The organism is Candidatus Pantoea soli (assembly GCF_007833795.1).
Classification (GTDB): Bacteria; Pseudomonadota; Gammaproteobacteria; order Enterobacterales; family Enterobacteriaceae; genus Pantoea; species Pantoea soli.
Window position 1 is genome coordinate 1 of sequence record NZ_CP032706.1, and the last position, 5,593, is coordinate 5,593.

The window sequence follows — 5,593 nt, forward strand, 5'->3', positions numbered from 1 at the left end:
TTGAGTAATGCTGCTCTTAAACTTTTCAATGAACGTTTGCCGCGTAAGCCGTACTTTTCGGATGATTTGTACTTCGGTGTACGTATTGCCGGTAAGGAACGCGCCATTCTGGCGAAATATATTCAGTTCAATCAGCCTCACGCCATGTTCTGGCTGGGATTTGACGTTGATCGCGCTGGAGCTGCCATTGACTGGAGCGACCGTAACGCGCCTGCGCCAACGCTTGCTATTACCAATCCAGAGAACGGACACGCACATCTCCTTTATGCGCTGCAAACCTCAATACGAACCGCACCAGACGGGAGAATAAAGCCGCTGCGCTACGCCGCCGCCGTAGAAAATGCGTTACGTAAAAAATTAGAGGCTGACACGGGGTATTCGGGGCTAATCTGCAAAAATCCGAACCACAACCACTGGAAAATTGCTGTGTGGCAGCCGGAACTTTACACACTTGACTGGCTGGCAGACTTTCTCGACCTGAAAGCGGCGAACGACAAAGAAATTGTTGCTGACTACGGGCTAGGCCGTAACTGTACTCTGTTCGACAAAACTCGCAAGTGGGCATATCGCGCTATCCGTCAGGGCTGGCCCGAGTACAACCAGTGGCTACAGGCCTGCTATGAACGTGCCAGTGTTTACAATCTGCAATTCCCTGTACCTCTGGATGAAAATGAGGTGAGTGGCATAGCTAAAAGTATTGCCAAGTGGACTACCGCTAAATTTAGCGAGTCATCATTTCATGATTTTGTTATCAGAACACACAATTCTGAAATCCAATCTATCAGAGGAAAGCGTAGTAAAGGCGGTGGTCGTCCTTCTCTCGGTCAACCTTGGGTTGAATTAGGTATTAGTAGGGCTACCTATTTTAGGAAATTAAAAAATGGTGGTTTAAATGAATATAAATGATTTTGTTAGGAACTATAAAAACCATCCAGTTTTGTTTGTAGGAACAGGATTTAGCCTTCGTTATCTGACTGAGTCTTTTAGTTGGGATGCTCTTTTAAAAAGGGTTGTTGTCGATTTTCGTGGCAACATTGAAGAGTATTTCGATATTCGATATCGCCATCAATATGATGGCAAGGTTAATTATGAGAAGGTCGCCAGCGATATTGAAACACTCTTTAACACTGAGGTGAGTAGTGACAGGCATGGGCCATTTGCTTTCATCAATGATGAGTTTTATCGAGACATGGAGGCCGGTGGCGGTGGTCGTAGTAGGTTTAAGATGTACCTAGCCCACCTCTTAAGAAGCACTGAGTATAAAGAAGGCGTGGACGAAGAAATAAGGCTGTTGACAAAAGCTAGGAAAAATATAGGTTCAATAATAACTACAAATTATGATCTTTTGATAGAGAAGATTTTCGAATTCAATCCATTGATAGGGAATAATATACTTCTCAGCAATCCTTATGGGTCAGTCTACAAAATACACGGTTGTGTAACTGATTCAGAGGGTATGATAATCACAGAGAAAGACTATCATAAGTTCAACCAAGAGTACGAGCTTATTCGTGCTCAGTTGCTATCGCTATTCATACACAATCCGATTATTTTTATTGGTTACAGTATTAGTGACTCAAATATTAAGGATATTCTCAAAACTATATTTTCATGTGTTGATTATAGATCTGAGATGGCTGAACGCATCCGTAGGAATTTCTTATTAGTGGAACATGACGCCGAATCCGATTCAGATGAAGTTGTCGAGCATGATATAGATATAGAAGGGTTATCTACTATACGGATAAACAAAATAAAAACCAATGCATTTAGCAAAATATATAGCTCTATATCTAATCTATTACTTCCGGTTTCTGCTATGGATATACGTAAGGTTCAAAGCGTATGGGGGGAAATTAGAAGCGGTGGAGATATAAAGGTCAGTATCACTGAAGATATAGACTCTTTAAATAATGGAGATATGGTTCTTGCTGTAGGGTCATCAAAGACAATAAGGTACGAGTATCAAACCACCACAGAAATGATGCAGAATTACTTTAGGCTGGTCGAAGAAGAAAACTATCAGTTGATACTGCTGCTTAATAAACAAACTATTTTAGCAACTCAACACTTTCCTTTTTATGCTTTTGGGAATATTTGTCCTGAGCTAACAGATATCGAAGAGAAAAAAGAAAGACAACGCAGAAAAGTTGATGAAGTTTTCGCTAGGATACCTCCATCATGCCAGATTGATATTACCGATATTAGTGAAATCACTAATGCTGGCTACTCTCAAAACCGGTTGTTTTCGATGATTTTTTACTCGGCCTATAGAGATGTTCTTCCGCTTAATGATGTGAAGAACTTCTTGATTAGTTTCACAGATAAAAAATGCACTGACTATCGACGTTTACTTTGCCTTTACGACATGAAGGCACCATTGCCAACCATCACGCATCGAGATTCGTGAGACTAAACAACCTATATCAGATAACAGCCCTCATGGGGTTGTTATCTCGTTTCTTGGCATGTTGTATCTACTTTAGGTATTCGGATTGAGTTTCTAATCATGGATCGTAGTATCCGGTGGTGGGTACAGAAAAATGCACAAGGGAATCGAACCGAGGAAGCGTCATTTCACCTGTTATCAGCATATGGCACGTACGCACCCGAGAATCTGATGACGAAACAGCAAAAAACTGCGCTGAACATGGCAAAATTCATTCAGGACCAGAGTCTGCTCCTGCTGGAAAGGCTCAACGAGCTGGATTTAGACAGTGAAGCGGATATGTGTGAAAAGCTTCATGAGGATGCTGAACGTCTTCATGCTGTGCTTCAGGACAGGTTAAATCAGGAATAGCGGTAACCGTATGGCAAAAGTATCTATCAGTGAGGCCGCCAGGCTTACAGGTAAAAGCAGAACAACGCTGCACAGGTTAATAAAGACAGGTGAACTGTCTACTTGTGCAGGTGTGCGCAATTCAAAAATGATAGATATTTCAGAGCTTATTCGTGTTTTCGGTGATATTTCTGCCCCGGTCACTGAACAGTACAGCGAACAGGCTTCTGAACAGCGTGTTACAGTGCTTGATACAGCTAATGAACAGATGATTAACAGTCTGAAACAGGAGGTTGAACATCTCAGAACGCTTGTTTCTGCTCAGGAGTCTCATATCGACAGCCTCAAACAATCACTGCAGCTGCTTGAGCATAAAAAAGATATGCAGCAGCCTCAGCCGTCCCCGGTGAAATGGTGGCAGTTCTGGAAATAGCCGGCTGACAGCACCTGCTTTTCCGGTAATTCTGGCCCCGACGGCGCGGTTGCTTTTGCGCTTCCTGCGACTCAGCTGGTATCTGTGCATCGGGGTGACGAATTGTTGAGTTCTTGCGAGGTTTCCCCAGGTCGCTGACCTGTTCGCGGCTTACGCCGGGCTGACTTGCGTCAGACTCCCTCCACACACCAGTCTCCTGGTGTCGCCATCGATACCGAGCCGTTCTTTTTCCTTTCTTAATGAAACCTGCCTGCAGTCGTGCCGGCAGCGTCGCGGTTAAAAGCCCGTTCAGGGCACATGAAAACACGTAATACGTGCACGTCAGATTGTGGATATCGCCGTAAAGCGTTGTGCCGCAGGTGCTGCAGCGTCGTTTTTTCACGCGTCACTTTGTTCCCGCTTTGCGGGCATCAAAGTGACGCCGTTCAGTCCGGAGCCGCGGCTGCATCTGCAGAAGGTGTGCTTTCCGGAAAACGGAATGGTGATCGCAGAACATAGCGGACTATGACGGCAGGCCGGTTCAGGCTTATCGTCGTGATGGTTGCCGTGACGTAAACGTCCGGGCAAGTGGCAGGACAGGCCTCGCTGTTCGCTGCATTGTGGAATGTACCTTCATCGCCAGGCAGTAGGAGCCATGATTGTCGATATCTGCTTTCAAAGGCGGGCAGATGTACCACACTGATGTGTTCTCCCTTTCAGGCTGCAGGAGTGTTGTATGCCACCCGAAGGCGATCCTCTCAGGCATCCGGATCATTGGTGGTCGTCGTGGACGACATCAGTACGCGGACATACTATCAACGGAGTTTCTTTATGGTCAACCGGAGGGGTTATGGACGTTTTCATCACGACAGCACACTTTAGCAACGGGAAAATGTGGCTGCAGCTTAGTGACGCACGCGTTCTTGGCGTGCCGCTGGCTTCTTTTCCACGGCTCAGGGATGCCGGCGCGGCGCAGCTGGCTGATTATGAGCTGTCCCCGCGCGGTATTCACTGGGACGCGCTGGACGAAGACCTGTCGCTTGCGGGGTTACTGAGCGCGGAATCCGTACAGCCCTGAAAACTCAGCCGGCTTCGCCCTGCAGCCGGTAACGGTAATATTTCAGGACAACGTGTGTCACGATCTGGCCGTAAATAAAACCGCCCAGCCCGGCAGATATTACGGTGCCGGCCATGCCGGCAAAGTACGCTCCCGCGCCAGCGAGTATCCCGCAGATGACGATGCCCCCCCGGGTCTGCCAGTGCCGAAAAGCTAATTTATATGCGCTTTGCCACCGCCTTCCGCGATCCCCGGGAGACAGTTTTTTCAGCTCGGGAATACTTTTCAGGGTCCAGTAGATTTTCACGGAGATGTCCTTGTGCCGTTAGCTATGCAGAAGAAAACATAATACGGCCGGACAGGAAATGTTTTGTCATTACCGCCGCTTTGCGCCAGTGACAAAACCGGTGGGACAATATGTGTTTTTGGAGTACCGCCGGCACTCCAGAACGTTTCATCAGGCGCCGCCCGATACCCTGGATTTCGTCCGGACGAAATTTCGCTGCTGTTCAGATCGAGGGCATGATTCGCAAAGTGCTGGCGTTTGCATCCACATGCCTCAAACGTTGCTATGCAGGATAGGGCAAGCGCTTCCAAATGACGTCATTTGAAATGCTTGCCCCGAAAACAGAATGTTTTCTCCTGAGCCTGCAGCTGGCTCTCAGAATCCCTACCGCTTCGCGGCCGCACCATTACCAGATTTTGGGCGTGATGGTGCATTACCTCTGCCTCCTCCGGACTTGTTTCCTGTCGTAGATGGCCAGTTACCGCCGTTGTCAGGGTTACTTGACGATGGACCTTTTGAGGTATTTTTAGACATGTGAATCTCCTTTTCTCTTTGACGAACGCAGACAGATAGTCTGCATTAAATAAACTATCTGCCGCGCCGGATGGCTTGTCCAACGCCTCACGACCGCACAGTAAACTGCGCGCCCGTTCACCGTTATAGGAAATGAACGTTTCCCGTAAAAATGCGGCTTTAGTGCCAGCATCCGCCCGGAGTCGTCCGCCATTCACTCCCGTGCATAGTCATGCATCCGCGCAGAAATCATCAGGCGCGTTTTTTCACGATACGGGCAGGGAAAAGTGCCGGAAACGACCCGGATGCGGCAGAATCGCGCTGAGGGGCTCTCAGGTGGTGCGCCCAAGGGATGTTATGGTAAATCGTTGCGAGATCGACAGAAGTTGCCAGACGGTGTAACGTTAGAGCCATAAAAAACAAAGCCCCGGCAATCATGCTCTACTTTGGCGAGCGGACATGATAACCAGGGCTAGGTCGAAACCTTGAAGGAATCTTAGCACATGAAACGTGCCAGACAACAGCCCGCCATAAGTGCAGGGCAAT

The 5,593-nt window shown here is 47.5% G+C and carries 6 protein-coding genes; 5 read left to right on the forward strand and 1 reads right to left on the reverse strand.

Features of this window, described 5'->3' with window-relative positions; all coding sequences use genetic code 11:
* From D8B20_RS21480 to D8B20_RS21500, 5 genes are all read left to right on the forward strand, one after another.
* The gene (locus D8B20_RS21480) at positions 1–906 is read left to right on the forward strand and encodes a replication initiation protein (protein WP_145892159.1); all 906 of its coding nucleotides are present in this window, start codon (positions 1–3) and stop codon (positions 904–906) included.
* Positions 893–2,410 (forward strand): SIR2 family protein, encoded by a 1,518-nt coding sequence (locus D8B20_RS21485; RefSeq protein ID WP_145892161.1) that lies wholly within the window; start codon positions 893–895, stop codon positions 2,408–2,410. Before D8B20_RS21480 ends, D8B20_RS21485 begins: the two co-directional genes overlap by 14 nt.
* 210 nt (positions 2,411–2,620) lie before the next feature.
* Complete coding sequence (locus D8B20_RS21490) at positions 2,621–2,800, forward strand: Rop family plasmid primer RNA-binding protein (RefSeq protein WP_039031168.1); 180 nt, start codon at positions 2,621–2,623, stop codon at positions 2,798–2,800.
* Positions 2,801–2,810: 10 nt separating this feature from the next.
* Positions 2,811–3,212 carry a helix-turn-helix domain-containing protein gene (locus D8B20_RS21495; RefSeq protein WP_145892163.1) on the forward strand — a complete coding sequence of 134 codons (402 nt, stop codon included), beginning with the start codon at positions 2,811–2,813 and terminating at the stop codon, positions 3,210–3,212.
* 829 nt (positions 3,213–4,041) lie between these two features.
* Positions 4,042–4,269, forward strand: coding sequence for a DUF2442 domain-containing protein (locus D8B20_RS21500; protein ID WP_145340219.1), 228 nt, complete (start codon positions 4,042–4,044; stop codon positions 4,267–4,269).
* A gap of 4 nt (positions 4,270–4,273) precedes the next feature.
* Here the strand turns inward: D8B20_RS21500 and D8B20_RS21505 are convergent, their stop codons facing one another.
* Positions 4,274–4,555 carry a hypothetical protein gene (locus tag D8B20_RS21505; RefSeq protein WP_145892165.1) on the reverse strand — a complete coding sequence of 94 codons (282 nt, stop codon included), beginning with the start codon at positions 4,553–4,555 and terminating at the stop codon, positions 4,274–4,276.
* Positions 4,556–5,593 lie beyond the last annotated feature (1,038 nt).

Bases quoted from the DNA above. Each gene is read 5' to 3' on its own strand.
- D8B20_RS21500 (WP_145340219.1), top strand. From the start codon at position 4,042: ATGGACGTTTTCATCACGACAGCACACTTTAGCAACGGGAAAATGTGG.
- D8B20_RS21485 (WP_145892161.1), top strand. From the start codon at position 893: ATGAATATAAATGATTTTGTTAGGAACTATAAAAACCATCCAGTTTTG.
- D8B20_RS21495 (WP_145892163.1), top strand. From the start codon at position 2,811: ATGGCAAAAGTATCTATCAGTGAGGCCGCCAGGCTTACAGGTAAAAGC.
- D8B20_RS21490 (WP_039031168.1), top strand. From the start codon at position 2,621: ATGACGAAACAGCAAAAAACTGCGCTGAACATGGCAAAATTCATTCAG.